General features: G+C 31.6%; 25 protein-coding genes and 1 pseudogene. 9 read left to right on the forward strand and 17 right to left on the reverse strand.

Annotation, left to right across the window (positions count from 1 at the left end; genetic code table 11):
* Positions 1-94 precede the first annotated feature (94 nt).
* Positions 95-967, forward strand: coding sequence for a DUF4846 domain-containing protein (locus ACFQ1O_RS02755; protein ID WP_377713061.1), 873 nt, complete (start codon positions 95-97; stop codon positions 965-967).
* Between the two features lie 3 nt (positions 968-970).
* Here the strand turns inward: ACFQ1O_RS02755 and ACFQ1O_RS02760 are convergent, their stop codons facing one another.
* From ACFQ1O_RS02760 to rpmH, 3 genes are all read right to left on the reverse strand, one after another.
* On the reverse strand, positions 971-2,704 hold the full coding sequence (locus ACFQ1O_RS02760; RefSeq protein WP_377713063.1) for a hypothetical protein: 1,734 nt from the start codon (positions 2,702-2,704) through the stop codon (positions 971-973).
* 104 nt (positions 2,705-2,808) lie between these two features.
* The gene (gene carB, locus ACFQ1O_RS02765; RefSeq protein ID WP_377713066.1) at positions 2,809-5,661 is read right to left on the reverse strand and encodes a carbamoyl-phosphate synthase large subunit; all 2,853 of its coding nucleotides are present in this window, start codon (positions 5,659-5,661) and stop codon (positions 2,809-2,811) included.
* Positions 5,662-5,765: 104 nt separating this feature from the next.
* Complete coding sequence (gene rpmH, locus ACFQ1O_RS02770; RefSeq protein ID WP_377713068.1) at positions 5,766-5,927, reverse strand: 50S ribosomal protein L34; 162 nt, start codon at positions 5,925-5,927, stop codon at positions 5,766-5,768.
* Between the two features lie 248 nt (positions 5,928-6,175).
* Here rpmH and ACFQ1O_RS02775 point away from each other — a divergent pair, with 248 nt between their 5' ends.
* Complete coding sequence (locus ACFQ1O_RS02775) at positions 6,176-6,733, forward strand: DUF2892 domain-containing protein (RefSeq protein ID WP_377713070.1); 558 nt, start codon at positions 6,176-6,178, stop codon at positions 6,731-6,733.
* 203 nt (positions 6,734-6,936) lie between these two features.
* Complete coding sequence (locus ACFQ1O_RS02780) at positions 6,937-7,644, forward strand: TlpA family protein disulfide reductase (RefSeq protein WP_377713072.1); 708 nt, start codon at positions 6,937-6,939, stop codon at positions 7,642-7,644.
* Between the two features lie 72 nt (positions 7,645-7,716).
* On the opposite strand, the gene ACFQ1O_RS02785 is transcribed toward ACFQ1O_RS02780, so the two are convergent.
* From ACFQ1O_RS02785 to ACFQ1O_RS02795, 3 genes are read right to left on the reverse strand one after another with little or no spacing between them, the layout of a single operon-like run.
* On the reverse strand, positions 7,717-8,124 hold the full coding sequence (locus ACFQ1O_RS02785; protein WP_377713074.1) for a sulfite exporter TauE/SafE family protein: 408 nt from the start codon (positions 8,122-8,124) through the stop codon (positions 7,717-7,719).
* Positions 8,084-9,031, reverse strand: coding sequence for a lytic transglycosylase domain-containing protein (locus ACFQ1O_RS02790; protein ID WP_377713076.1), 948 nt, complete (start codon positions 9,029-9,031; stop codon positions 8,084-8,086). The genes ACFQ1O_RS02785 and ACFQ1O_RS02790 overlap by 41 nt, the downstream gene beginning before the upstream one ends.
* 16 nt (positions 9,032-9,047) lie before the next feature.
* On the reverse strand, positions 9,048-9,713 hold the full coding sequence (locus ACFQ1O_RS02795; protein ID WP_377713078.1) for an alpha/beta hydrolase: 666 nt from the start codon (positions 9,711-9,713) through the stop codon (positions 9,048-9,050).
* A 218-nt stretch (positions 9,714-9,931) separates the two neighbouring features.
* Between ACFQ1O_RS02795 and ACFQ1O_RS02800 the strand changes: the two genes are divergently transcribed.
* A complete protein-coding gene (locus ACFQ1O_RS02800) occupies positions 9,932-10,228 on the forward strand; it encodes a GNAT family N-acetyltransferase (protein ID WP_377713080.1) in 297 nt (98 codons plus the stop codon).
* A gap of 57 nt (positions 10,229-10,285) precedes the next feature.
* On the opposite strand, the gene ACFQ1O_RS02805 is transcribed toward ACFQ1O_RS02800, so the two are convergent.
* The 7 genes from ACFQ1O_RS02805 to rpsF form a co-directional block, all read right to left on the reverse strand.
* Complete coding sequence (locus tag ACFQ1O_RS02805; RefSeq protein ID WP_377713081.1) at positions 10,286-11,404, reverse strand: OmpA family protein; 1,119 nt, start codon at positions 11,402-11,404, stop codon at positions 10,286-10,288.
* 7 nt (positions 11,405-11,411) lie between these two features.
* Positions 11,412-12,500 (reverse strand): hypothetical protein, encoded by a 1,089-nt coding sequence (locus ACFQ1O_RS02810; protein ID WP_377713082.1) that lies wholly within the window; start codon positions 12,498-12,500, stop codon positions 11,412-11,414.
* A gap of 352 nt (positions 12,501-12,852) precedes the next feature.
* Positions 12,853-14,220 carry a histidine--tRNA ligase gene (gene hisS / locus ACFQ1O_RS02815; RefSeq protein WP_377713083.1) on the reverse strand — a complete coding sequence of 456 codons (1,368 nt, stop codon included), beginning with the start codon at positions 14,218-14,220 and terminating at the stop codon, positions 12,853-12,855.
* Between the two features lie 65 nt (positions 14,221-14,285).
* Positions 14,286-14,756, reverse strand: a complete 471-nt coding sequence (locus ACFQ1O_RS02820; protein WP_377713085.1) for a DUF6495 family protein — start codon at positions 14,754-14,756, stop codon at positions 14,286-14,288.
* A 78-nt stretch (positions 14,757-14,834) separates the two neighbouring features.
* Positions 14,835-15,284: a 50S ribosomal protein L9 gene (gene rplI / locus ACFQ1O_RS02825; RefSeq protein WP_377713087.1), complete on the reverse strand. Its 450-nt coding sequence runs from the start codon at positions 15,282-15,284 to the stop codon at positions 14,835-14,837.
* A gap of 15 nt (positions 15,285-15,299) precedes the next feature.
* On the reverse strand, positions 15,300-15,596 hold the full coding sequence (rpsR, locus tag ACFQ1O_RS02830; protein WP_377713089.1) for a 30S ribosomal protein S18: 297 nt from the start codon (positions 15,594-15,596) through the stop codon (positions 15,300-15,302).
* Positions 15,597-15,598: 2 nt separating this feature from the next.
* Positions 15,599-15,937, reverse strand: a complete 339-nt coding sequence (gene rpsF / locus ACFQ1O_RS02835) for a 30S ribosomal protein S6 (protein WP_377713091.1) — start codon at positions 15,935-15,937, stop codon at positions 15,599-15,601.
* 211 nt (positions 15,938-16,148) lie between these two features.
* Here rpsF and ACFQ1O_RS02840 point away from each other — a divergent pair, with 211 nt between their 5' ends.
* Positions 16,149-16,844: a LytR/AlgR family response regulator transcription factor gene (locus ACFQ1O_RS02840; RefSeq protein ID WP_377713093.1), complete on the forward strand. Its 696-nt coding sequence runs from the start codon at positions 16,149-16,151 to the stop codon at positions 16,842-16,844.
* On the opposite strand, the gene priA is transcribed toward ACFQ1O_RS02840, so the two are convergent.
* Complete coding sequence (priA, locus tag ACFQ1O_RS02845; protein WP_377713095.1) at positions 16,841-19,297, reverse strand: replication restart helicase PriA; 2,457 nt, start codon at positions 19,295-19,297, stop codon at positions 16,841-16,843. The two genes, ACFQ1O_RS02840 and priA, sit on opposite strands and share 4 nt — an antisense overlap.
* Before the next feature lie 183 nt (positions 19,298-19,480).
* Here priA and ACFQ1O_RS02850 point away from each other — a divergent pair, with 183 nt between their 5' ends.
* From ACFQ1O_RS02850 to ACFQ1O_RS02860, 3 genes are all read left to right on the forward strand, one after another.
* Positions 19,481-20,320: a helix-turn-helix domain-containing protein gene (locus tag ACFQ1O_RS02850; RefSeq protein WP_377713097.1), complete on the forward strand. Its 840-nt coding sequence runs from the start codon at positions 19,481-19,483 to the stop codon at positions 20,318-20,320.
* A 211-nt stretch (positions 20,321-20,531) separates the two neighbouring features.
* A complete protein-coding gene (locus ACFQ1O_RS02855) occupies positions 20,532-22,034 on the forward strand; it encodes an aldehyde dehydrogenase family protein (RefSeq protein WP_377713099.1) in 1,503 nt (500 codons plus the stop codon).
* Between the two features lie 95 nt (positions 22,035-22,129).
* Positions 22,130-22,633, forward strand: a complete 504-nt coding sequence (locus tag ACFQ1O_RS02860; protein WP_377713101.1) for a YqhA family protein — start codon at positions 22,130-22,132, stop codon at positions 22,631-22,633.
* 65 nt (positions 22,634-22,698) lie between these two features.
* Here the strand turns inward: ACFQ1O_RS02860 and ACFQ1O_RS02865 are convergent.
* Positions 22,699-22,821, reverse strand: a pseudogene (locus tag ACFQ1O_RS02865) (primosomal protein N' family DNA-binding protein); the annotation flags it as partial.
* Positions 22,822-22,992: 171 nt separating this feature from the next.
* Between ACFQ1O_RS02865 and ACFQ1O_RS02870 the strand changes: the two are divergent.
* Positions 22,993-23,841 carry a hypothetical protein gene (locus ACFQ1O_RS02870; RefSeq protein ID WP_377713103.1) on the forward strand — a complete coding sequence of 283 codons (849 nt, stop codon included), beginning with the start codon at positions 22,993-22,995 and terminating at the stop codon, positions 23,839-23,841.
* 211 nt (positions 23,842-24,052) lie between these two features.
* On the opposite strand, the gene ACFQ1O_RS02875 is transcribed toward ACFQ1O_RS02870, so the two are convergent.
* Together ACFQ1O_RS02875 and ACFQ1O_RS02880 are read right to left on the reverse strand one after the other, a co-directional pair.
* A complete protein-coding gene (locus ACFQ1O_RS02875) occupies positions 24,053-24,604 on the reverse strand; it encodes a chalcone isomerase family protein (RefSeq protein WP_377713105.1) in 552 nt (183 codons plus the stop codon).
* Positions 24,601-25,545, reverse strand: coding sequence for a YihY/virulence factor BrkB family protein (locus ACFQ1O_RS02880; RefSeq protein ID WP_377713108.1), 945 nt, complete (start codon positions 25,543-25,545; stop codon positions 24,601-24,603). The genes ACFQ1O_RS02875 and ACFQ1O_RS02880 overlap by 4 nt, the downstream gene beginning before the upstream one ends.
* Positions 25,546-25,549 lie beyond the last annotated feature (4 nt).

Below are 25,549 nucleotides of genomic sequence, written 5' to 3' on the forward strand. Positions count from 1 at the left end.
TTTTTATACTAAAGATTAGGCTCTATTTTAATCAATAGTTTTTGTTTAGCAAAACAATTCATAATAATTAAATAGTAGCTAGCGTTATATATTCATGAGACTTTTACTAATCATAGCTACCTTTCTATATATTTCATGCAAACAAGAAAAGCATGCAAATATTGCTAAAAATATTGTTTCAGCTAAAATTGAAAAAGAAACAAAAAAACAATCGATTATAAATACTTTAGGAAAAACTATTAAAACTCGATTTAACACACCTAATAATTTTATAAGAACAGAAGCAGCCAATAACTCTTTTGCTAATTATTTAAGAGAACTTCCTTTAAAAAATCATGGAACGGAAGTAAAGTTTTATAACGGACAAATTAAACCCAATTACAATGTGTACACAGCTGTTGTAGATTTACCAATTGGTAAAAAAGATTTACACCAATGTGCCGATGCAGTTATGCGATTAAGAGCTGAGTATTTATGGAAACAAAAAAGGTACAACGATATACATTTTAATTTCACTAACGGATTTAGAGTAGATTATCATAAATACAAAGAAGGAAACCGTGTAGTTGTAAAGGGAAACAAAACCTATTGGATAAAAAAAACCTCTCCTTCTAATACATATAAGAACTTCTGGAATTATATGGAATTGATATTTACTTATGCTGGCACTTTATCGTTATCTAAAGAACTTACTTCTATTAAGCTAGAGAAAATAAAAATAGGCGACGTGTTAATTCAAGGTGGTTCGCCAGGTCATGCAGTAATAGTTGTAGACATGTGTATAAACCCATCTACAAAAGAAAAAGCTTTTTTGTTAGCTCAAAGCTATATGCCTGCTCAAGAAACACAAATTCTTAAAAACCGAGCTCATTCAAACAATCCTTGGTATAGCTTAAATGATATTAAGAACCGAATAGAAACACCAGAATGGACTTTTACTGTGGATGATTTAAAACGATTTGAGTAAATATTATTTCTGAATATATGCTACTTCGCGTACTTCATCTAAAAAGGCGCAACCGCATGCTATTCTCCTTAAATCTTCTCGTTTTCTATCTTCAGCTTTATACACTTCTTCAATAACTTGAAGCTTACTACTCAACTCTACATCTTTAACCAAATTGCCACCAGTATACACATCATTTAAACTACTTAATTCAAGTTTTATTTCTTTTAAAGACTTTCTTTTTAACCTTAGATTTAATTTAATATTAATCTCTTTTTGTTGACCTGAATTTACCGCCTTAGTACTGTAAAAATAATCTTTTCCAGATTGAGCAATAACTACAATATTTAGGTTTTCATTTATTGGTACTTGCATTTTTTCTAAAGAATCATCAAAACCTAAAACCCCATTATTAAAAACTAACTTTGTTATTATTTTTTTAGATTCAAATAATACATAAGCGTTTATTACTTGGTAGTTTTTATAATTTTCAACTAAAACATCTATTTCTTTATATGTCCAATTCTTAGGAACTATACCTCTATCAATATTAATCCACCCATCTCTTGTAGCAGTAAACCCATATTTAGGCATTCGTATTGCTTCTCTCTTTCTTTTTAAAGAATTTAATTCATGCTTTAACTCTTCAATTTTTCCTAGTTCATGTGCAGCTAATTTATTTAACTCTTGCTCTTTCTCCTTAATTTCATTTAAAAATTGTTTGCTCTTATTAGTATATATTTTTTTTAATTGTTTAAAATGCTGGTTACTTTTATTAACATTTAAAAGTCTTTCTTTGGAAAAGTTTAAAAATTCGTTTTCAAAAAACTCATCTTCAGGATCTAGCAATTCGTCCCCCCACCTTAACCTCATATGGCTAGCCACAATAGAATCTATTTGGTATAGATCCTTATCTAAATTATTTAGATAAGCATCAAATATTCTACAATCGCAATATTTGCGCATTGCCTTTAATCTTTTTTCAAAAGCTCTCGTGGCAATAAATGATTCTTGAAACTCTTTTTGTTTTATTGCTTTTACTCTATGAGGTAGTACCCCACAATCTATTGTATTCTCTACTCCAAAAACTTTAAAATACTCCTCATCTAATACTTTGCAGTCTATATATGTATTAAAATATATACTATCTTGAAATTGTTTCGTTATTTCTTTTTGAGGAAAAATTTTCTGGAGAGAATCCTTATAAGCTATTGGTAAAAAGTCTAAACTATCTAAAGGAACTGTTTTTAAATACCTTTTAATTGGTTTGGGATTACTCCAATTCATATTACCCTTTTCATCTCTTTCTCCTTCATACACCATCATATTATTCTTTACTTCATTAGTAGGTATTTCAATATATAAAGGTGCTTCAGGATTTATTTTAAGTCGATTACCTCTCTTATCAAAAGCCTTTATATAAATCATGCCTCCTGTTTCTAATAGCTTACCGTTTGAAGTAGTTGTAAGATTAGAAAGAATAACATCTTGTATTGTTAGCATTTCTATTAATTCTAGATGAATATTTTTTTCTACAACTCCTTCTTCATTAATAAAACTATTCTCTAGTAGTGAAATAATTGTTCCTTGGTTTCCAATAATGCTTTTCTCTACGCTCAAATCTACATCAAAATATTGTCCTTTGGTTGCAGTATTGATGAATGGATCTGAAGCTAAAAATGCTGTTGAAACTTCTTTGTATTGTTTAACACAAGAAAAACACAATAGTAAAACAGCTGCAAAAAAAATATTTTTCATTTAAATGTTAGTTTTGCTATGTAATTGCAATTTTTATACCAAAAAAAGCAAAAAAAAAGCCTCTCATTTCTGAAAGGCTTTCTTTTATTCATTAAACTAAAATATTAGTTATTTAAGTACATTTTACGTCTAGCATATAAATCGTAAAACTGATCATCTTTTAAGTCGTCTATAAACAAAATACTCTCTCCTGTACTCTTCATTTCTGGTCCTAATTGTTTGTTTACATTAGGGAATTTGTTAAACGAGAATACTGGTTGTTTAATTGCATACCCCTCTAACTGCGGGTTGAAATTAAAATCAGTTACTTTTTTGTCTCCTAACATTACTTTTGTTGCATAGTTTACATAAGGCTCACCATATGCTTTTGCAATAAATGGAACCGTTCTAGATGCTCTAGGGTTTGCTTCTATAATATAAACTTTATCATCTTTTATGGCAAACTGGATATTAATTAATCCTTTTGTTTCTAATGCTAAAGCTATCTTTTTAGTATGATCTTTAATTTGCTGCATTACATATTCACCTAAATTAAACGGTGGTAATGTTGCATTAGAATCTCCAGAGTGAACTCCACATGGCTCAATGTGTTCCATAATACCAATTATGTATACATTTTCACCATCGCAAATAGCATCTGCTTCTGCTTCTATAGCCCCATCTAAATAATGGTCTAATAATAATTTATTATTCGGAATTTTGCGTAATAAATCAAACACGTGCTCTTCTAACTCTTGCTTGTTTATTACAATCTTCATTCCTTGTCCTCCTAATACATAAGATGGACGAACTAATAATGGAAAATCTAACTCATCTGCTAATTCTAGAGCCTCATCAACAGTTTCAGCAACTCCAAATTTAGGATATGGAATATCATTCTCTTTTAATATTGTTGAAAAACTTCCTCTATCTTCAGCTAAATCTAAAGCTTTGTATGGAGTACCGATAATATTAATTCCGTAACGGTCTAACTTTTCGGCCAATTTAAGTGCCGTCTGCCCTCCTAACTGAACAATTACACCTTCTGGTTTTTCATGACGAATAATATCGTAAATATGTTCCCAGAATACTGGTTCGAAATATAATTTATCTGCTGTATCAAAATCTGTAGAAACTGTTTCAGGGTTACAGTTAATCATAATGGTTTCATAGCCTGCTTCTGCAGATGCTAATACCCCATGAACACAACAATAATCAAACTCGATACCCTGACCAATACGGTTAGGTCCAGATCCTAATACAATTATTTTTTTCTTATCGGTAACAACACTTTCATTATGAACATAACGCTTACCATCTGCTGTTTCTACCTCACTCTCAAAAGTTGAATAGTAATAAGGTGTTTTAGCTGTAAACTCCGCCGCACAAGTATCTACCAACTTGTACACACGATTAATATTCATTTCATCACGCTTGTTATATACTTGAGACTCTAAACAACGTAACATATGTGCTATCTGACGATCTCCATATCCTTTTTGTTTAGCCTCTAACAATAAGTCTCTATCTATAGTATCGATAGTTTTTGTTGAAATTTCTTTTTCTAAATGATATAATTCTTCGTACTGACGTAAGAACCACATATCTATTTTAGTAATTTCGTAAATTCTACTTAACGGAATTCCTGCGGCAATCGCATCATATATTACGAATACTCTATCCCAACTAGCATTGGTTAACTTATCTATAATAGTATTATAATCTGTATAACCTTTTCCGTCTGCTCCTAAACCATTACGTTTAATTTCTAAAGACTGAGTAGCTTTGTGTAATGCCTCTTGGAAAGAACGTCCAATTCCCATTACCTCTCCTACCGCTTTCATTTGTAAACCTAAAGTTCTATCAGATCCTTCAAACTTATCAAAGTTCCAACGCGGAATTTTTACAATTACATAATCTAAAGTTGGCTCAAATAAAGCTGATGTAGATTTAGTAATCTGGTTATCTAACTCATCTAATGTATAACCAATAGCTAATTTAGCCGCTATTTTTGCAATAGGATAACCAGTTGCTTTAGATGCTAATGCAGATGAACGAGATACACGAGGGTTAATTTCAATAGCAATAATATCCTCTTTTTCATCTGGACTTACCGCAAACTGTACATTACAACCACCAGCAAATTCACCAATACTGCGCATCATTTTTATTGCCATGTCACGCATTTTCTGGTAAGTAGTATCAGAAAGTGTCATAGCTGGAGCTACAGTAATAGAATCACCAGTATGGATTCCCATTGGATCCATATTTTCAATAGAACAGATAATTACAACGTTATCGTTATCATCACGCAACAACTCTAACTCAAATTCTTTCCATCCCATCATGGCTTTGTCTATCATTACCTCATGAATTGGAGAAACCTCTAATCCTCTTGATAATGCTTCTTCAAAGTCTTCTTCATTATAAACAATTGCAGCTCCTGCTCCTCCTAATGTAAAAGATGCTCTAATACATAATGGGAAACCAAATTCTTGAGCAATTTCTTTACCTTTTAAGAAAGATGTTGCTGTTGCTTGTGGAGCCATTGGCACTCCTATTTCTTCCATCAATAAACGGAACTTATCTCTATCTTCCGTAATATTAATAGCGTCAATATCAACTCCAATAATCTCTACTCCAAAATCTTCCCAAATACCTTTTTCGTCTGCTTCTATACAAAGGTTTAATGCAGTTTGACCTCCCATTGTAGGTAATACGGCATCAATTTGTGGGTGTTCTTTTAATATTTCTATAATAGACTTGGTATTCAATGGTTTCAGATATACATGATCTGCCATTGATGGGTCTGTCATTATAGTTGCTGGGTTAGAATTAATTAAAATAGTTTCTATTCCATCTTCGCGTAATGAACGTAAAGCTTGAGAACCCGAATAATCAAACTCACAGGCTTGACCTATAACTATAGGACCAGAACCTATTAATAAAATCGATTTTAACTCTTTTCTTTTAGGCATGTTGTGTTGTTATTTTTCTGTTGTGCAAAAGTAGTATCTTCTTGGGTATAAAAAAAGGCGTTACCAATAGGAACACCTTTATAATATTAACAATTTGTTAATCATTATTTTTTATGACGAGTTTCACATGAAACTGTTAATTTCTTTCTTCCTTTAGCTCTTCTTCTAGCAAGAACTTTTCTTCCGTTTACAGAAGCCATTCTATCTCTAAAACCGTGCTTGTTTCTTCTTTTTCTTTTCGATGGTTGAAACGTTCTTTTACTCATTTTATAATTTCTTTAAAATCTTAATTCTTTTTCTCTTATAAATGCTAGCCACAATCCGTTGCTAAAATGTGACGGCAAATATACAAAGAGTTTTTACTTTGACAAACCTAATTTTAAAAAATATTATCATTCATTCAAAAAGCTCATAAAGTCTAGGTTTTATAGGGCTAAATAGCTTTCTTAATTCTTTAAATTATAAAGAATAAATATGTAGTTTTGCACCCAATAAATATCAGACTTAGAAAATTATGTTTAATAAAAATATAAAATTAGTATTGGCTATAGCTGTTTTTGCTTTAGCTGTTTGGCAATTCATAGACGGAAATATAGGGAACGGTATCATGTTCATTTTATTAGCTGGAATGTTTATGTTATTATATTTTAAAAATGAAATTATTTTAGCGACCATGTTTAAGTTAAAAAAGCAAGATATGGAAGGAGCTCAAGCTATGTTGGCTAAAATCCCTTCTCCGGAAGCTTGTTTAACTAAAAAACAACAAGGATATTACAATTTCTTAAAAGGTCAGTTTGAATTTCAATCTGCTCCTTTAAAAGCTGAAAAATACCTACGAAAAGCAATTAGCCTAGGATTGAACTTTGACCATGATTTAGCTGCAGCAAAAATGTTTTTAGCGGGAATTGCCGGAAGTAAAAACAGAAAAGCAGAAGCCAATAAATTATTAGCAGAGGCTAAACAGTTAGACAAACATGGCATGTTATCTGATCAGATAAAAATGTTGCAGCATCAAATGAAAAAAGCAGGAAACCAACAACAACATTTTTCTAGAAACCAAAGAAGACGATAATTAATTATCATAACACTACAAATAAAGTACACTTTATCTACAAAAGCCTACAATTTACGTAGGCTTTTTTCATTTAATCGATTTTTTATCCACATCATCGACTAAATTACTAATAATCAATTATTTAACCTATATTAATTATACCAAAAACTGACTATAACACTACCCTAAAGAAGTTTTAATTTATTAAAAAATCTTGGCTTATGAAGTTTATAGTTTACTCTCTAATTTTTATATTAACATCTTTTAGTGCGTTTTCTCAACGATCATTAAAAGACAGTCTTTTCTCTGAAGTTATCTACACTAACATAAAAAGTTATAGCTACCAGGCCAACCAAGCATATGCTACTAAAAATTTTGCTAAAGGCAAGGAGCTATTTAGAAACTTTATTCAAGAAAAAGTAGCTAATAAATACCTAGACAACTTTAAAGCTAAAAACCTAAATGGAGCTTTGGTTTCTATTAATAGTTATTTTAAAAAACCTGTTATACTTATTACTTACGCTTCTTGGTGTGTGGTAGAAGAAGGAGAAATTCCAGCATTAAACGAATTAGCCAAAAGATATCATGACAAAATAGACTTTGTGGTTTTATTTTGGGATAATGCCAATAAAGCTAGAAAGCAAGCTAAACAATTCAATAATAAAGTAACTATTTTATATATAGACGAAAGAGAAAACATGTTTGCTAGTGAAGTAAAGAACTTAAAACATGCCTTAGGATTTCCTTTAGCGTACTATATTGATAGTGAAGACAGAATAATCGATATTAAAAAGAAGACTCCTGAACTATTAAGACCAAAAGAGTCGTATATAGATGCATACGTGCAAAACTACAACGAATTTGTAGATGGTTTAAACAGCTTATTAATAAATGGAGAAGCTATAAATGAGTATCTAGTGGGGAAATAAATTGCTATAAAAACAAACACTAACCAAGATGAAAAGTATTGTCATAAAAGTGTAAGTAATGGCAATACTTTTTTATTTTCCAAAAATCATTTTTATAGATATTATCAGCATTAACACCCCAAATATCTTTCTTAACATTTTTTCGTCTATTGCTGTTGCTATTTTAGAACCAAACAAACCTCCTATAATAAAGGCTGCAGAAATAACCAATGCCATTTTCCAGTCAACATGACCTTCTTTTGCGTAAGCTAGCGCTGCCAATAAAGTTACTGGAGGTAACATAGCAGCCAAACTAGTTCCTTGAGCTTGATGCTGACTAAAACCTAACAGCAATAACAATGGCACCATGATTACTCCACCACCTATACCAAGAACTCCGCTTAAAGTTCCAGCTGCTAATCCTATTAAAACTAATAATACTATAGTTGTTAATGTCATTTTATTTGGTGTAATATTCTTTTTGAGGAATTTGAATTTCATAAACTCTTCTACTCTTATTGTTTAAATGTGCCTCTCTTAACCAAGGATTATGCAATTTTAAAATTTTATAATTGATATCGTAGCCTTTAGCAAACCTAGAAATATTAGTTATGGCCGAATCTACCTTAACCTTAAAAGTTGGAATAGAGTTATATAAATCTGCATCAGAAAAATTGAACCCAAATTGATGTGGTTGCATTAAAATATACTTTAAAGCCACTATTCTAGGAACATATCTAGAAGTTTCTGCCGTAAGTAATAAATCATAATAATCTAGTACTTCCTGTCTAGCCAATTGTTTTGCCAACCCAGACATACCAGCATTATATGAAGCTGCTGCTAAAGTCCAGCTACCAAATTTTTTCTTGGCATCCTTTAAATACTGACAAGCCACTCTAGTCGCTTTTTCTAAATGATATCTTTCATCTACATTAGTATTAACCTCTAAGCCATATTCTCTACCGGTAGCTTTCATTATTTGCCAAAAACCTCTAGCACCAGCTGGCGATACAGCATTGGTTAAACCACTTTCGATTACCGCTAAGTACTTAAAATCATCAGGAACCCCTTCTTCTTTTAAAATTTTCTCTATCATCGGGAAATACTTATGAGCCCTTTTAAATAATAAAAAACCATTCGATTGCCAATATGTATTTACCAAAAATTCTCTATCTATTCGTTCTTTAATATCTGGTAACTGTGTTGGAACTTTCTCTCCTGCAAACTGTAAATTCTCTGGCAAGGTTAACGCATAAACATTGTAATCTTTAACAAAGCTTGTATCTACCAATACCTCTTTTGATTCTTCCTTTATTTCTCCCTTATCTTTCTTTTTAGCAGCATTTATAAATACACCAGCTACTGCTATAATACCGACTGCAAAAAACACATTTTTAATCCTCTTCATTTCTTTCTTAATTTATTTAAGCTATTAATAATTTAGGTAAGTTCTCATTAAACCACTTGTACTTATTTATAATCATTACATGAGTTCCATTCTTTACTGCAATAAAATCTCCTTTAATGTTCTTAAATGGAAAAACTCGATCGTTAGTTCCGTGTATATGAATAACATTATCTAATTTTTGAGTCTGTTTCCAATTAATTATTTCTTCTAAGGCCCAATCTAAGTATTTTTTATCATTAACCGATAAATATTTCTTATAAAGCTCTATTCTTTCTTTAATTGTAACCCCAAAAGCATATTTAGCTAGTTTTTCTACATCTGAGAACATTCTTGTAGGGGCAAGTTTATACACTTTAGACAACTTTGCAAATTTCATTCTAAATGGATAATCTTTTTCGTTTAACACACTAGAAACAACCACAGTTTTCTTAACAGAAATATATTTATTCATTTCTTGTACTAAAATCCCTCCAAAAGACACACCAAGTAAAACAGGATTTTGATGTTGTACTAGTTCTGACATTCGTTTTGCGTAACTAGTTAAAGCTTCTTTTTTATAAGGAATAATCCATTCTAAATAATGCAATTCAAACTGATCGCATGGTAAATTTATATATTCAAAAATTGCTTTACTAGCTGCCATACCTGGCATTAAATATACATGCGTTTTCTCTTCTTGCATTTCCTTATAACTGCTTCAAAAATGTGTTAATATAATCAAAGACAAAAACTTACGTTTTAAACAAATGTTAAGCCTTAATGTTTTTTTTGTATCTTTGTGTTCATAAATTTACTAAATCTATATTATTTCTAGCTTGAAATTTCATAGTATTTATCAAATTTATTAACCACCAACACAACCGCGAATCTAATTTTTGAACCCTAAAAAACTATGTAGTTATGGTAATGGAACTTACATTAAAAGACAATGACTTTTTAAGACAGTTTGAAGTAAACATTGATGGAAATTTGGCTAAAATCGAATACTCTCTCCAAGAAAGAAAAATATTTTTAACCAAGATAGTTGTTCCAGAAACCATCCAAGAAGAAGAATTTGAGAGTTTATTTATAAAAGAAGTTTTTGCTAACGTAGAAGAAAGAAATTTAAAAGTAGTCCCTACTTCGCCAACAATTGCAAAATTCATTAGAAAAAATAGACAATATAAAGAATTACTACCCGTAGGTATTAAACTATAACATAAAAAAAGAGCTTCTTAAAGAAGCTCTTTTTTTATGTGAATTTACCTTGTAAGGTTATTTATCCAGAATATAAATATCTACCCTTCTATCTTCTATAGTTTCTCTTGAATTACAATCTAGTTGTTCACAATCATACTTTGCTTCTTTTTTTCCTTTAGAGATAACCTCAACCTCTATAAAATGAACCCCATAACTTTCTAACATACTCTTTACAGATGCTGCTCTTTTTTCACCCAAACTATGATTGTAATTAGATGAACCAAAACCATCTGTATGGCCAATCAGTTTTATTTTAACGTTTTTATCTTTTAATGTGCTAGATAATTTTTCTAATAAATTAGTTGAATACCTTGTTACATTAAATTCTTTAAAAGGAAAATGAATACTTTTAATCTTTGTATAATTTGTTAAATCTAAACTACTCTTCTCCTTATTCTCTGTTAATCTATTATTTAAACTATTAGAAACTATACCAATTGAAAAAGCTAAATAATCATTTGGCACAACTAAATTAGAGGTAGACACAGCTCCTTTCTGTAGCGTGCTGGTTTCGTTTAGTAAATTTCCTTTAGAATCGGTACCGTTAAACAAGTTGCTATCTACAGAGCTAGGTAATAATTCCCATTTAGAATCTTTAAATCCAATCACCTTTAATTCATTTATATCTGTAATGTTTAAATCTTGAACTGATATATTTTTCCAAAGAAAACTTAAGTTTGTTGGCTCTTTACCTTGTACAACCCAATACTCTGAATTATTAAGTAACTGAACAGAAGCACCTTCATTAGGCAAGTCAAAACTCGAATCATTGGTTATATATGCTACTTTCAAATTTTTAGCATTACTTGCTTTTACAGGCATTCTTTTACCGTTTCCTCCTACAGGAAAAACAAAAGTTTCTTGCTTACTTAAAACAAATCCATCTACATAACCTGTTTCTGTTTCACTCTCCCAACTACTACTTTCTGCAAAAACAATACAAGCATCTCCTTTATTTAACTGTTCAGTTGATATTACTTCATTAGCTGTAAATACTTTGTTCTTAAATAAAGCTATTCCTCCTCCTGTATTTTCTGAATGTACAAACAAATTCCCTGTAAAAGAATCCTGTGAAAACCCAGTTATCATTGTAAAAAAAGATAACATCCATAATTTATATTTAATCTTATTCATATACAAATTATTTAGATCCTACTTCTTCATTCAATCCTCTAGCGTCAATTTGTTCTATTCTAGACAATAAATCATCCATTAATTGTCTTTGATCTTTTAACTGATTTTCTAAATCAGCAACCTTATTGGCTAACTCATTTATTTTAGTCTCATCTGCAGGCGGGCCTTGAGGTCCAACATCCCCCTTATCTCCTTTATCACCCTTTTCCCCTTTTTCTCCTTTTCCATCTCTTCCATCTTTACCGTCTGCTCCATCTTTTCCATCTAGTCCGTCTTTTCCATCAGCCCCATCTGCTCCATCTTTTCCATCACGGCCATCTTTTCCATCTTTACCGGCATTACCTTTTTCTCCTCTATCTCCTTTATTCCCCTTCTTTCCTTGTTTTCCTTCTTTACCTTGTTTACCCTGCTTACCTTCTTTACCTTGCTCTCCTCTATCTCCTTTTTCTCCCTTTTTCCCTTGCCTGCCTTCTTTACCTTGCTTGCCTTGCTTTCCTTCTTTACCTTGATCTCCTTTATCTCCCTTATCACCTTTCTTCCCTTGTTTTCCTTCTTTTCCCTGTTTCCCTTGCTTACCTTCTTTACCTTGGTCTCCTTTTTCTCCTTTATCCCCCTTATCACCTTTCTTTCCTTGTTTTCCTTCTTTACCCTGTTTCCCCTGCTTACCTTCTTTACCTTGATCTCCTTTTTCTCCTTTATCTCCCTTATCACCTTTCTTTCCTTGTTTTCCTTCTTTACCCTGCTCCCCCTGCTTACCTTCTTTACCTCGTTCTCCTTTTTTTCCTTCTACACCTTTTCTTCCTCTTTTTAAATCTGAAGATTCACTTCCTAACACATTAATCCAACCTGTTTTAGTGTACACTTGCAAACTACTTAAATCTTTATTGTAAATTGTTGCTCCTTCTAGAGGAGTTCCTATAGCATTTCTTTCAGAATTAGTTAATCTCGGAAAAACCAGAGTACCTGTAGAAGACTCTATTTCTAATGCCGATGTTTTGTGAATTGCAGTTAAGTTATTTCCAACTTTAACTTGAGCGTACGAGAATGTTAAGCCAAATAGCAATATAGCTATGCAGCAATTGTAATAGTTTTTCATTTTAGATTTAGTTTTTTTGGTGACACTAAAATATAATTTTTCCTTTAAAAAAAATTAACAACAAAAAACACATATTAACAGAACTACCCTTAAAAAAAACCTTAATACGTTGATTATCTTATAATAAAATAGCCAAAACATTAAAAAGTACTATTGAGTAAATAGTTGGTTTTTTCGACAAAAAGCACGGTTTTATCGATAAAAACATAGGTAAACACTTACTTTTATATTTTTATCAATACTCCGAAACAATCTTAATCAACAATCTTAAACAACAGGTTTACAAGCAAATAAAAAGCCCTTATTCTACTTTTTTTAGAATAAGGGCTTTTATTTGAATTCAAGTATATGTTTAAATTTTTCTCACTATTTCTTCAAGCAATAACTGTTCTTGCTCTCCCGTTTCCATGTTTTTTAACATAAATGTATTGCTTTTCATCTCTTCAGAGCCCACAATCGCCACATATGGTATTTGCCTTTTATTAGCATAATTCATTTGCTTTTTCATTTTGGCATCTGATGGATACAATTCTACATTTATTCCACGAACTCTCATTTCTTTTATAGCTTTCATACAATACAAAGCTTCCTCTTTTCCAAAATTCACAAAAAGTACTTTAACATCATCTTCTACAGTATCTGGAAATAAGTTTAACTCCTCTAAGACTAAGTATATTCTAGCTAACCCAAAAGAAATACCTACACCACTAACATCTTTTAAACCAAAAATTCCTGTTAAGTCATCATAACGACCTCCACCACCAATCGAGCCCATTTTAACCCCTTCTGGTGCAGCCACTTCAAAAATAGCTCCTGTATAATAGTTTAAACCTCTAGCTAATGTTACATCTAAGTCTAAAACCGCTGTTTCTAATCCTAACTCTTCAATTGCATTACCTATAAAAAGTAATTCTTCAACACCAGTCATCCCTATTTCAGACCCCGACAATAATTCTTTTAATTGATTTATCTTTTCAATAAACGTTCCCGAAAAAGAAAATAATGGTTGCACTTTGTTTATAGCCTCTTGAGAAATTCCTTTTTCTAGCATTTCCTTCTTCACCCCATCTTCTCCAATCTTATCTAACTTATCAAGAGCAACCGTAAAATCAATCAATTTATCTGAAGCACCAATAACCTCTGCGATACCGCTTAATACTTTACGATTATTCATTTTAATAGTCACTCCTTTTAAATCTAAAGCTGTAAAAACCGAATCGTACAACTGAACAAACTCAACTTCTTGCCATAAAGATTGAGAACCTACTACATCTGCATCACACTGATAAAACTCTTGAAACCTACCGTGTTGTGGCCTATCAGCCCTCCATACCGGTTGAATTTGATAACGCTTAAACGGAAACGTAATATCGTTTTGATGTTGAACTACATAACGAGCAAAAGGAACTGTTAAATCGTACCTTAACGCTTTTTCTGATAACGAATTAGAGAACCTAGCTAATTTACCTTCCTCTAACGCCTTTAAATCTGCTTTTTTAACTTTATCTCCAGAATTCAAAACTTTAAATATCAGTCTATCACCTTCTTCCCCATATTTACCTAATAAAGTACTTGATTTTTCAAAAGATGGAGTTTCTATTGGTTGAAACCCAAACTTCTTAAATTGAGATTTAATCATATTAAAAATATAATTTCTTTTAGCCACTTCTTTTGGGTTAAAATCTCTTGTTCCTTTTGGTGTACTTGGTTTTTGTGCCATAATATTTTCCCGTGCAAACGGAAATTATTTTTTATTAAGGTCTCGACTGCGCTCGACCTAACATATTATTTTTTACTTATAAACTTATCTAAACTATTATACCATTCCCCTTTACTTATAAAAGCTCCTTGCTGAATGAGTTTAAACTTATCTGCGTTTGGTTCTTTACTATAATTTTTCTGAGCAGTAAACAATTCAACCTCATCTGCACTTACATTTGCTTGCAACCACTTTATTCCTCCTTCTGTAGTTAAATCTACTCTATCTGTTCTAACAGATATCAATTTCATTACATCCTTCTCTAAAGAAAATAAATTCATCTGATGAGGAGATACATGATCTACGTACTCGGTTTTATTCAAGACTCCTTCCCAAATTAAATCAGAAAAAACATCTAACTCTTGTTCTGCTACTTCTGGTTTATTTTCTTTTATTCCAGCCCACTCTTTACCTGTAATAGATTGGGTAGCCAAAAAATTGATAAACTCTTGGTGCAATTCTTCTAACTGCTCTTTACTTAAACGCTGGTATTTCATTTTCTTAAAAATCGGAAACAAAAATAAATAAAAAAAGCCACGTAAAACGTGGCTTTATATATTGTGAATTGTAAGTTCTTACTTTTCAGCAACCACTTCAAAAGGGAAATCTACAATTACAGAACGATGTAAACGTACTTTAGCAGTATATCTACCAGTTCTCTTGATGTTACCACCTGCAACTGTAATGAATTTTTTCTCGATTGAGTGACCCGCTTTTTCTAAAGCTTCAGCAATGTTAGCATTGTTAACAGAACCAAATAACTTATCTCCAGAACCAGCTTTAGAAGATATTTTAACTTCTAATGCTTTTAAGGTATCTGCTAACTTAGTAGCATCATCAACCATTTTTTGCTCTTTAAAAGCTCTTTGCTTTAAGTTTTCTGCTAAAACTTTCTTAGCAGAAGGTGTAGCTAAAATAGCAGCTCCGGTAGGAATTAAATAGTTTCTTCCGTAACCATTTTTTACTGTAACTACGTCGTCTTTGAATCCTAGATTCTCAACGTCTTGTTTTAATATAAGTTCCATTTCGTTACTCCTTTTTTATTTTAACAAATCACCTACGTAAGGCATTAACGCTAAATGACGTGCTCTTTTTACAGCAACAGCAACTTTTCTTTGGTATTTTAAAGAAGTTCCTGTTAAACGTCTTGGTAATAATTTACCTTGCTCATTTACAAACTTTAATAAGAAATCTGGATCTTTATAATCGATGTACTTAATACCCGATCTTTTGAAACGACAGTATTTCTTTTGCTTGTTAGTATCGATGTTTAACGGAGTTAAATATCTAATTTCTCCGTCTTTCTTTCCTTTAGCTTGTTGATCTATTCCTGCCATAATTAAGCTTTTGCCTTGTTTCTATTTCTTCTTTTTTCAGCCCAAGCAATAGCATGCTTATCTAACTTTACAGTTAAATAACGCATAACACGCTCATCTCTTCTGAATTCTAACTCATAAGGAGTAATTGCTTCTCCTGGAGCTGTAAATTCGAATAAGTGGTAAAATCCACTCTTTTTGTGCTGGATAGGGTAAGCTAATTTTTTTAGCCCCCAATCTTCTTTAGACACCATCTTTGCACCTTTAGAAACAAGAAGATCTTCGTACTTCTTTACTGTTTCCTTTATCTGAGTTTCAGATAAAACGGGATTCAAAATGAAAACAGTTTCGTATTGATTCATAATTAAATCTTTAATAATTGTTTATAAAATTGGGTGCAAAAATACCCTTTTTCTACTAACCACCAAAATTATTTTAGTCAAAATAACTTGCATTTTATCGATAAAATCCTTGTAACATTAACAATTTTTAACTAAAATTGTATACCCGAAAATACTAACTAAACCAAAAAGAGATTAAAATTTATATTAAAAACAAACTTAACCCATACAGATGAACTTACGTTGCGTAGTTGTTGATGATTCTTCTATACAAAGATTGTCTATTGTAAAACTCATAAAAGAACACCCTTCTTTAACTCTATTAGCAGAATACAAAAATGCCTTAGAAACCAAAAAAGGGCTTAATGAAGTTGAAGTAGATTTAATTTTTCTAGATATTGAAATGCCCGTAATTAATGGTTTTGAATTGCTAGACGTTTTGAGTAACAAACCACAAATTATTTTTGTAACGGGTAAAACCGAATATGCTTTTAAAGCTTTTGATTACGATGCTACCGATTATTTACAAAAACCTATAACTAAAGAGCGTTTCAATCTTGCTGTAGCAAAAGCTATGGATTACCACAAACTAAAATTTGAAGGTAATAATGCAGAAGGCGATCATATTTTTGTAAAGAGTAACCTTAAAAAAAGAAAGGTATACATCAATAGTATATTATGGATTGAAGCCTTAGGTGATTATGTAAAAATTGTAACACCAGACGAAAGCTTGATTGTTTTAGCTACTATGAAATCTTTTGAAAAACAATTAGAAGAATATCCTTTTATGAGAATTCATAAATCTTACATTGCTAACCTAACTAAAATCAAGCGTTTTAATAGCAAGCATGTAGAAATAAACAACAATAACATTCCTTTAAGTAGAAATAAAAAGAATTTATTAATTGAAGCCTTAGACGAACTTTAGTAGTTGTCTACATTCAATACGACCCTTATGGGTCTAAAATCTTTTACACTCATAAAGCTATTCTGAATTTTCAGAATGGCTTTTTTACTTTTAGACATAGATTGATTTATAGGCATCTTTAATAAGATATGCTTATGGTACTCATTCCTTATTCTAGACACAGGTGGAAATTCTGGACCTAGTACCTGATTACCAAAAACATTTCTTAATGATGTAGCAAACCAATCTGCACCAGTATTAACTTTGTTATAATCTCTATGGCGCAATGTAATTTTCAATAGTCTATTAGTTGGCGGGTACTTATAAATATAACGTTGTTCTAACTGCTCCTTATACATACTTAAATAATCATGAGAAGAAACCTGTTGTAATATTTGATGAAAAGGATTAAAAGTTTGAATTAACACCCTTCCTTTTTTATCAAAACGACCTGCTCTTCCTGCTACTTGCGACAACAACTGATAACTGCGCTCGTGTGCTCTAAAATCTGGAAAATTTAACAGAGAGTCGGCGTTTAAAACACCCACTAAACTTACATTCTTAAAATCCAATCCTTTAGTTAGCATTTGCGTCCCTACCAATATATCTATTTCATGCTGCTCAAAAGCAGTTATTATTTTCTGATAACCATACTTACCTCTAGTAGTATCTAAATCCATCCTACCTATCTTTAAGTCTGGAAATAATTCTGTTAATTCTTTTTCTATCTGTTCGGTTCCAAAACCTTTGGTATCTAACTCAGGGCTTCCGCAAGATAAACAAGCATGCTGCATAGCTATTGCATAGCTACAATAATGACAGCGCAACTCGTTTCTATATTGATGATAGGTTAGGCTTACATCGCAATTAGGGCATTGCGTAGCTTCACCACAAGTTCCACACTCTACTATAGGCGAGTACCCCCTTCTATTTTGAAATAAAATTACTTGCTCTTTGTTTTCAATAGCTTCGTGGATAGCTTTCAGCATAACATCAGAAAAATGACCAGTCATTCTTTTTCGTTTATGCTTGTCTTTTATATCAACTAGTTCAATCGCTGGCATGAGCACATTATTATGACGGTACTTCAGTTCTACTAACCCATATTTACCTTTTGTAGTATTATAATATGACTCTAAACTTGGCGTAGCGCTTCCTAAAATAATATGAGCGTTGAATTGTTTAGCCAACACTAAAGCTGCGTCTCTGGCGTGATAACGAGGTGCCGGATCAAATTGTTTAAAAGACTGTTCGTGTTCTTCATCTACAATTACCAAACCAAGGTTTGCAAATGGTAATAAAACAGAAGAACGCGCTCCTATAATTACTTGTCCAGTATTGGTATTTTGCAAAACTTTCTGCCAAGATTCTACTCGTTCATTTACCGAGTATTTGGAATGAAAAACTACTATTTTATCTGCAAAATAATTCTTTAACCTGGCTATTAACTGAGTAGTTAAAGCTATTTCTGGCAACAAATACAAGGTGTTTTTTCCTTTAGCTAAAACCTCCTCTATTAATTTAACATAGATTTCTGTTTTACCAGACGCTGTAACACCATGTAACAAACAAGGCTTTTCTATTGCAAATACTTGCCTAATTTCTTCAAGCGCCTTTTCTTGATGTTCATTAAGAATCTTAGAATTTTCGGTTTCGTTTAAAAACTGATTTCTATCTGTCTGTATATAATAAAACTCAAAAACTTCTTTTTCTACCAATGCTTTTAAAACAGCTGTAGATACATTTGCTCTTTCTTCTAACTCCTTTGCTTTAATTGGCTGTTCGTTTCCAGCTTTTAAGCTAAAAAAGGCCATTACAGCCTCTTTTTGTTTTTGAGCCCTCGAAAGTATTTCAAGTAACTCTATTAAAGCTTCCTCTTTATCATACCCTTCTTTTAGTTTAATGTACTTAACTAATTTAGGCTTATACTGCTCGTATATTTCTTCTCTTAATTGAATATACCCCAAACCTAATAAAGCTTTAATAGGTTTGAGTACTTGTTTTTTATTAAGAATTTTACTGACCTCTGTTATAGTAAGTGCAGACTGATTTTCTAAGGCTTCTAAAACCACAAATTCATCGTCTGTTAAAGTTATTTCTTGGTCTGAACTTAGTTCTTTTTTAGATCTCGATATTAAGGTTTCGCTTTCTAAAATAAAAGCACTTGGTAAAGAAGCTCTCATTACATCTCCTAAACTACACATGTAGTAACTAGAAATCCATTGCCAAAAAGTGAGTTGCTCTTGGGTTACGATTGGTGTTTCGTCTAAAATCTGATGAATTTCTTTTGCTTCATAAGTTTCTGGTTTGCTCTCATGAACACTATGCACAATAGCTGTATAAATTTTACTTTTACCAAAGGGAACTGCCACACGCATACCAGGCAAAATAAACTTAGCCTCCTCCTCATTAATACTATAAGTAAATAGTTTAATTAATGGAATGGGTAATATAACATCTATAAAATATCGCACTAAACAAATGTAAGTATTAGAGCTTGAATTTAAAATAGATTCAATTGTATTAAAAACACTAGTTATTAACATCCACACATTACTTGACTTTCATATTAAAAACAACTAATTTCGTTTAACTCCCGATAAAAAGATTTAAAACTCCTTTTATTTAAATATGAGGTGTAAACTTAAAAAATACACATGCCAATAGAAAACATTCCTGAAATCTATATTAAGGACAAAAAAGAAAATCAAGATTTATTCGTCTATGATTTTAAAATGACCAGCGATGTTGTTAAAAGCAAGGTGAATTTAGGAATGAATATGTTTAGCTTTTTACAAGTTGGCAAAAAACAAGTACACTTTGCAGGAACATCGGTTGCAGTAAATAAAGACCAATCCTTATTACTTAAAAAAGGAAATTGGCTTTGGACAGAGCTTTTAGACACTGAAGCCATTTATTATTGTAAGCTCTTCTTTTTTTCTGAAAAAAAACTCACAGATTTTTTAAGTAAATACACTAACAATGTAAAGCCGTATAAGGAAGATGTGCCTTATTTTGTAATCGAAAATGATGATTATTTAGGTGCTTTTATAAACTCTTTATCCTCTAGCACATTTATAAACCAAATATATAGCAGCGCGCTATTAGACTTAAAATTTGAGGAGATCATGCTATATTTGCTTAATAAATATGGTAATGAATTTGAATTTTATTTACACTCTTTGATATCCAAAGAAGTTTCACCATTCAAAGAAACAGTTGAAAGTAAAATATATTCGAATTTAAAGTTGGAGGAAATTGCTTTTCTATGCAATATGAGCTTATCGACTTTTAAACGTCATTTCACTACAGAATATAATGCATCACCTGAAAAGTGGCTTCAAGACAAACGTCTGCAGAAAGCTAAAGAGCTTTTACAAGAAGGTAATTTAAAAGCTTCTGATATTTATTTAGATATTGGTTATAACAACCTATCTAACTTTAGTATAGCCTTTAAAAATAAGTTCGGGGTTAGTCCAACTGATATTTCTAATTAAAAACAAAAAACACAAAGACTTAGTAATCAAAGTTTTACAAAAAAAACAAGTCGCCTCCACTCTAAAAGAAACACAATATTGACCTGTTTTCATAAGTTTATTGAGCTGTATCAGTAACTTAAGCAGTCAACTCTTGCCATACATTTGTACTGTAATTACAAACGCTTGTTTTAGCAAGCACTAATTAAGAATTAAAATTAAATATATAATTATGGCAAATGTAACAAAACCTGTATTCAAAGAAAGATATGGGAACTTTATTGGAGGGAAATTCGTAGCTCCTGTAAAAGGTCAGTATTTTGATAATGTATCTCCAGTAGACGGTAAAGTATTTACCCAAGCAGCGCGTTCAACTCAAGAAGACGTTGATCTTGCATTAGACGCAGCACATGAAGCATTCTCATCTTGGAGCACAACTTCAGCAACCGAGCGTAGCAACATACTATTAAAGATTGCACAAGTAATGGAAGATAACTTCGAGTACTTAGCGACTTTAGAAACTATTGACAACGGTAAACCAATCCGCGAGTCTCGTGCAGCAGATATTCCTTACTGTATAGATCACTTCCGTTATTTTGCAGGCATTATCCGTGCTGATGAAGGAAGTGTTTCTGAACACGACAAGAATACAGTAAGCATGATTTTACACGAACCTATAGGTGTAGTTGGAGAAATTATTCCTTGGAACTTTCCAATGTTAATGCTTGCTTGGAAAATTGCTCCAGCTTTAGCTGCAGGCTGTACTGCTGTTGTTAAACCAGCAGAACAAACTCCTACTAGTGTTATGGCATTAATGGAACTTATAGGTGATATTTTACCTGCAGGTGTATTAAACATTGTAACTGGTTTTGGTGCAGAAGCAGGACAAGCTTTAGCTACGTCTAAACGTATTGCAAAACTTTCATTCACTGGTTCTACCGAAACAGGTCGTAAAGTTTTGCATAATGCAGCAGAAAACATTATTCCAGTAACTATGGAATTAGGCGGTAAATCTCCAAACATTTTCTTCCCGTCAGTAGCAGATCAAGACGATGAATTCTACAGCAAAGCTATTGAAGGCGCGTTAATGTTCGCTCTTAACCAAGGTGAGATTTGCACATCACCATCTCGTATTTTAGTACACGAAGATATTGCTGATGATTTTATTGCAAAAATGCAAGAACGTATGAGAGACATTAAAACAGGAAACCCATTAGATCCTGAAACTATGATCGGTTCTCAAGTGTCTAAAGCACAATACGAAAAAATCTTAGGGTACATCAACATTGGTAAAGAAGAAGGTGCAGAAGTATTAGCTGGTGGTGACGCCGGTAACTATGAAGGAGACCTTTCTGAAGGATACTACATCCAACCTACGGTATTAAAAGGAGACAATAACATGCGTGTATTCCAAGAAGAAATTTTTGGACCAGTGGTAGCTTTAACAACATTCAGTTCTACTGAAGAAGCCATAGCTATCGCAAACGATACACCTTATGGGTTAGGTGCAGGAGTTTGGTCTCGTGATGCTCACGAATTATTCCAAGTTCCTCGTGCTATTCAAGCTGGTAGAGTTTGGGTAAACCAATACCATACCTATCCAGCTCATGCTCCTTTCGGAGGTGTTAAAGAATCAGGGTTTGGTCGTGAAAACCACAAAATGGCTTTAGACCACTACCGTGTTGTAAAAAACATGCTGATCTCTTACGACAAGAAACCTATGGGGTTCTTTTAATTAATTAGTAGCAATTAAATTTCTGTATAGCCCCAGACTAATCTGGGGCTTTCTTGTTAAAATCTAAAGCAGTAACTTTATAGAAACAAACTATTATGAAAAAAACATTCTATCTATTTCGCTATATCAGCTGGATTGCCATTATAGGTTCGCTTCTTGGCTCTCTACTACTTTTTATTGTAGGTGCCTTAAAAACTATCAATGCTTTTAGGGTTGTTCTTTTCAATTATATTCCAAAAGACAAAGAACATTTACACACAGCAGATATTGCGACAACATATCTCATTAAATCTTTAGATACTTTTCTAATTGCTTTGGTACTTTTCATTTTTGCACACGGAGTGTATACCTTATTTATTTCAAACAAAAAATATGATGCTGGAAATGGTGTTTTAAAATGGATTAAAACACCAAACATTGGTCATTTAAAAAATGTACTTGCCGAAGTCATTGTCATCATTCTATTCGTTAAGTTCCTTGAAGTAGTATTTGTGAATATCGACAATCTTAAATGGGAAATAATAATACTCCCCGCTTCAATTGTTCTCCTAGCCCTTGGTTTAAAATTTTTAAGTCTCAATAAAGAAGAAGCAGAATAAAATTATCGCCAAATGAGTAGAGGATTTGTAAAAGAAGAAGTTCCTTTTGTTATGTCAAGAGTACATTTACCAAAAGGAACTGCCACACGCATACTAGGCAAAATAAACTTAGCCTCCTCTTCATTAATGCTATATGTAAATAGCTTAATTAACGGAATGGGTAATATAACATCTATAAAATATCGCACTAAACAAATGTAAGTATTAGAGCTTGAATTTAAAATAGATTCAATTGTATTAAAAACACTAGTTATTAACACCTCTACATTATTTGACTTTCATATTAAAAACAACTAATTTCGTTTAACTCCCGATAAAAAGATTAAAAAACTCCTTTTATCTAAACATTAGCATTTATTATGAAACAAAATATTACAACTTTATTGACTGTTCTATTGATCATAAACTTTAGTTTCTCTCAAATTCCGATTGAAGAATACCGTACAGAAATTGAAAATTTGAAAACAGAAAAGAAAATAAATGAATATTGGAATAAGCTTTATAAAATTGACCAAGATATTTTGATGAATACAACCAATTTAAAAATTGCAGACAGTATTTCAATATCAAATATGATCAAAACTGCTCTACTTTTTGACATTTATGGAACTAAAGGATATAACCCTAATGGCACTAGTAGTCATATATCTATTATTAATCTTACTCATAATTATATAGGAGAAAGCCAAATAGCTTATTGGCCAATTATTAAAAAATGTGCAGAAATTGGAGGTGCCATTAATAGCTATGCAGGAAAATACCCTTCCTATGAGCTTGAAAGTGTTACGACTACTTTTTATAATTATTCTTTATTGAACCAAGAACAAAAGTACCCTAAGCTTTTGAGTAAAATGAATGAAATAAAAACCGTAAATATTGTTGATAAACTTTTAAATTCTTTTAAGTATCAAAATCAAATGCGAGAATTATTTGAAGTTAAAGTTTTACATCATTGGCAACTTCAGTCATTTAAAAACCTAAAAGAAGAAGGGGTTTTCTCATTCGTAAAAATGTCGGATAATAATATATACTTAAAAAAACATGGACGAGCACAAAAACTTGAACTAGTTAGAAATCAAGGGAAATCAAAAATATATAGAATAGAAAATGAACCTTTTGGTTGGAATTATATTTATGGAGAAGATGGAAGTTTATCGCTTATTGACGATGAACAAAACGAGTTGATTAAATATACACTCGTAAAATAACAATGACTATAAGTAATTGCTTATTCTCGCCTACTTCTGAAAATCCTTGCGGATTTTCAGTTTGGTGTGTACTTGCAAAATTAAATACTAATCCACCCAACTACTCATAGTCTAGACCGTTAAACAAACTTTTTAAATTAACATATTAAAAAAGTGCCATCTTTACATTTTAAGATGGCACTTTTTAGCTTTATTATATTTAGTATAGATACTACTTACCTAACATTCCTTCTTTTAAATCTTCATCTGCAGGGTCATTACCTAACCATATAGCGTATAATGCTTTTTTAAATTCTAATCCTTCTACACTACCTTTTTTTGTTCCGTTTCTATAAACGGTAGTTTTTCCATCCATATACACAATATCAAAAATGGTACCCTCTGCTATTTTTTCACTAAAAAAACTAATAAACTTAGCAATTTGAGCTTTAGTAGCTTTACCATGCGAAGAATTTTCGAATCCTTCGTTTACTGCTTTTACCATTTTTTCTTGAGTTACTTTACTGTCTGTAATATGCAACTTAATAGCCATTGGGTTATCGCTATTAATTAAAGCATCTGCACTTTTACTTTTATTGGTAACATATAACATCCCTACATACAAATCAAACCATAATTTTTCACGCAATCCTGCTCCGTTTAAACTTAGTTCTTTCTCTTGAAATGTTTCTGTATTGGCAACTTTTACACCGTTAATTTCTTTTTGCGCTGTTGAAAAATTTATTCCAATTACTGTAATTAATACTGCTAATAATGTTCTCATGTTATTTCATTTAAGTTATACTGATTGTTTTTAAATTTTAATGATCGTAACGATGCATTTAACTCGTAGCCTAGCAATAAGATATTTGAGTTTAACCAAATATACAACATCAATATTAAAATGGCTCCTATAGACCCGTATAATTGGTTGTATTGCGCAAAGTTTTCTACGTATATACCAAACAAGTAAGTTGTAAGTAAAAATAATATTGTAGACAACGTTGCTCCGGGTGAAAAGAACTTTTTCTTCTTATTATTATCTGGCGAACCAAAATTGTAAAATATCGATATTATTGTATAAAACATCATTACAATTAACACATACTTTACTATAATCATGCCAAACTCATCGGAGGTTATATAACCAAAGTCTTTTAAATTCTGAATAATATAGATTTCAATTAACGGAACAGAAATAACAGCTATAAATAAAAATACTGCTAACAAAAGGGCTACACAAAAAGCAGTAATGTATTGCTTTAAATAGCTATTATTAATTTTTGTGTGATAGGAGTTTTGAAACCCGCTGAATAAAGAATTGACTCCGTTGGCCATTAAAAACATCGATAAAAAGAACGATGTAGATAATAAGCCCCCGCGTTTGGTTGCAAATATATTTTCTGTGGTTCCTTGAAAAGCATCTAAAGTATGTGGAGGAAACAAGTCTTCTAAAACTGGTAATACATCTTGTCTATAATCTATAAAGTCGAAATAAGGAAATAAGTTAAACACAAATAGTAAGAACGGAAATAAAGACATAAAAAAACTATACGATATAGATCCGGCTCTAGTTGTTAAAGCTCCTTTTACAATTCCTACAATATAAATTTCTAATACATCATAGAGTGACAAACCTTCTAATCCAGGTAATTTAATTTTTTTACCCAAATCAAAAATCCAATCTAATGCAGGAATACTCTTTTTCTTTATTTCTTCTTTCATCTAA

The organism is Pseudofulvibacter geojedonensis, from assembly GCF_042675745.1.
Classification (GTDB): domain Bacteria; phylum Bacteroidota; class Bacteroidia; order Flavobacteriales; family Flavobacteriaceae; genus Pseudofulvibacter; species Pseudofulvibacter geojedonensis.

Excerpts from the sequence above, each read along its gene's own strand:
- ACFQ1O_RS02755 (WP_377713061.1), top strand. The coding sequence starts at position 95 with ATGAGACTTTTACTAATCATAGCTACCTTTCTATATATTTCATGCAAA.
- ACFQ1O_RS02760 (WP_377713063.1), bottom strand. The coding sequence starts at position 2,704 with ATGAAAAATATTTTTTTTGCAGCTGTTTTACTATTGTGTTTTTCTTGT.
- carB (WP_377713066.1), bottom strand. The coding sequence starts at position 5,661 with ATGCCTAAAAGAAAAGAGTTAAAATCGATTTTATTAATAGGTTCTGGT.
- rpmH (WP_377713068.1), bottom strand. The coding sequence starts at position 5,927 with ATGAGTAAAAGAACGTTTCAACCATCGAAAAGAAAAAGAAGAAACAAG.
- ACFQ1O_RS02775 (WP_377713070.1), top strand. The coding sequence starts at position 6,176 with ATGTTTAATAAAAATATAAAATTAGTATTGGCTATAGCTGTTTTTGCT.
- ACFQ1O_RS02780 (WP_377713072.1), top strand. The coding sequence starts at position 6,937 with ATGAAGTTTATAGTTTACTCTCTAATTTTTATATTAACATCTTTTAGT.
- ACFQ1O_RS02785 (WP_377713074.1), bottom strand. The coding sequence starts at position 8,124 with ATGAAATTCAAATTCCTCAAAAAGAATATTACACCAAATAAAATGACA.
- ACFQ1O_RS02790 (WP_377713076.1), bottom strand. The coding sequence starts at position 9,031 with ATGAAGAGGATTAAAAATGTGTTTTTTGCAGTCGGTATTATAGCAGTA.
- ACFQ1O_RS02795 (WP_377713078.1), bottom strand. The coding sequence starts at position 9,713 with ATGCAAGAAGAGAAAACGCATGTATATTTAATGCCAGGTATGGCAGCT.
- ACFQ1O_RS02800 (WP_377713080.1), top strand. The coding sequence starts at position 9,932 with ATGGTAATGGAACTTACATTAAAAGACAATGACTTTTTAAGACAGTTT.
- ACFQ1O_RS02805 (WP_377713081.1), bottom strand. The coding sequence starts at position 11,404 with ATGAATAAGATTAAATATAAATTATGGATGTTATCTTTTTTTACAATG.
- ACFQ1O_RS02810 (WP_377713082.1), bottom strand. The coding sequence starts at position 12,500 with ATGAAAAACTATTACAATTGCTGCATAGCTATATTGCTATTTGGCTTA.
- hisS (WP_377713083.1), bottom strand. The coding sequence starts at position 14,220 with ATGGCACAAAAACCAAGTACACCAAAAGGAACAAGAGATTTTAACCCA.
- ACFQ1O_RS02820 (WP_377713085.1), bottom strand. The coding sequence starts at position 14,756 with ATGAAATACCAGCGTTTAAGTAAAGAGCAGTTAGAAGAATTGCACCAA.
- rplI (WP_377713087.1), bottom strand. The coding sequence starts at position 15,284 with ATGGAACTTATATTAAAACAAGACGTTGAGAATCTAGGATTCAAAGAC.
- rpsR (WP_377713089.1), bottom strand. The coding sequence starts at position 15,596 with ATGGCAGGAATAGATCAACAAGCTAAAGGAAAGAAAGACGGAGAAATT.
- rpsF (WP_377713091.1), bottom strand. The coding sequence starts at position 15,937 with ATGAATCAATACGAAACTGTTTTCATTTTGAATCCCGTTTTATCTGAA.
- ACFQ1O_RS02840 (WP_377713093.1), top strand. The coding sequence starts at position 16,149 with ATGAACTTACGTTGCGTAGTTGTTGATGATTCTTCTATACAAAGATTG.
- ACFQ1O_RS02850 (WP_377713097.1), top strand. The coding sequence starts at position 19,481 with ATGCCAATAGAAAACATTCCTGAAATCTATATTAAGGACAAAAAAGAA.
- ACFQ1O_RS02855 (WP_377713099.1), top strand. The coding sequence starts at position 20,532 with ATGGCAAATGTAACAAAACCTGTATTCAAAGAAAGATATGGGAACTTT.
- ACFQ1O_RS02860 (WP_377713101.1), top strand. The coding sequence starts at position 22,130 with ATGAAAAAAACATTCTATCTATTTCGCTATATCAGCTGGATTGCCATT.
- ACFQ1O_RS02870 (WP_377713103.1), top strand. The coding sequence starts at position 22,993 with ATGAAACAAAATATTACAACTTTATTGACTGTTCTATTGATCATAAAC.
- ACFQ1O_RS02875 (WP_377713105.1), bottom strand. The coding sequence starts at position 24,604 with ATGAGAACATTATTAGCAGTATTAATTACAGTAATTGGAATAAATTTT.
- ACFQ1O_RS02880 (WP_377713108.1), bottom strand. The coding sequence starts at position 25,545 with ATGAAAGAAGAAATAAAGAAAAAGAGTATTCCTGCATTAGATTGGATT.